This window comes from Haloarcula sp. R1-2 (assembly GCF_011627385.1).
GTDB classification, from domain to species: domain Archaea; phylum Halobacteriota; class Halobacteria; order Halobacteriales; family Haloarculaceae; genus Haloarcula; species Haloarcula marismortui.
Genome location: NZ_JAANTG010000011.1, coordinates 1 through 1,181, shown reverse-complemented (window position 1 = coordinate 1,181; position 1,181 = coordinate 1). Strand labels below are relative to the sequence as shown.

Sequence of the window (1,181 nt, the reverse complement as noted above, 5' to 3'; positions counted from 1 at the left end):
CGTGGACAGGCCACGCGAGCGCGACTCTAGTACCTAGCGTAACTTTTGAAGATAGCCACCGAGATAGTTGTCGATCCAAGAGGCCGCGAAACTCAGCTGAGCTGTGAGCTTCTCAAAGAGTTCGGTGAGGAGAGCGCGGTATTCTGCCGCGCTCACCACAATCAACGGTGACGCTTCCCATTTCAAACTCTTCCAGATCTGCTCGATCGGGTTGAGATCAGGTGAGCCAACGGGCAGAAACACGAGGTCAATTCCGAGTTGATGGGCTCGCTTGCGCGTGTGTTCGCACACGTGAGAAGAGAAGTAATCCAAGACGAGCAGAATCCGAGTCAGCGGATTCTGCTCGCGGATCCCCTCGAGACACTCGCAGATTCGTTCTTTCTCCTGATTACTCGGAAACTGAACGACACTCTCACGAGAGATGGCATAGAACCCGACCGCTGGTTCGTCTAACTTCACCAACGGTCGGGTGATGTGAGGGTCGTCGACGGTGTAGAGTCGCTGTGAGTTGTCCCACGGTTGCGGATGCGATGTGTCGAGAAATCCAAGTACAGTTCCACCGTCCGTACGGATCTCTTCGTCGACGATCCAGCCTTCCTCGTTGTCTCCATCGCGTTTGTTGTGCGGCTCATCAGAACCCTCGTCGAACGCGTCGGCGACGCGTTCGTCGAGTATCTCTTCAGCATTCTCTGGCCGTGATGGGCGCTTAGTCCGCGGAATTGCGTAGGAGAGGCCGAGCTTTTCGAGGAATGTAGTGAGATGAGCGGGATGAAATTCAACGTCGAATTCCTCGTTGATGAGGTGCTGTATCTCCTGTTTCTTCCACGGTTGGCCCTCACGGAGCAGTTCTAGGAGGCGTTGCTGTTGTTCTTCGCCGAGCTTCGGGGGCCTGCCGCCCCCGAAGTTCGGCATCAGGAGTCCGAGACCGCCTTTGTTCCATCGGCGAGCCCAGCGTGTTCCTGTCGCGGAGGATCTGCCGACGTCGTCGGCAGCGTCCTCCAAGGTTGCACCCTTGTAGAGCCGCTTAACGAAGATCAACCGCTCAGTGAGTTTTTCATCCGTAGACTCTGCGAGGAGTCGATCGAGATCGTCCTCACTGAGGTGACGGACGATCTCTTTGCGGCGATCTCCAGACATATCCACACATCAAACTCTACCTTCATAACTTCCACTAGGCACTA

General features: G+C 55.5%; 1 protein-coding gene. It reads right to left on the bottom strand.

The features are described from left to right. Positions 1 to 33: 33 nt before the first annotated feature. Positions 34 to 1,137: an IS630 family transposase gene (locus G9C82_RS20600; protein WP_127015262.1), complete on the bottom strand. Its 1,104-nt coding sequence runs from the start codon at positions 1,135 to 1,137 to the stop codon at positions 34 to 36. Positions 1,138 to 1,181 lie beyond the last annotated feature (44 nt).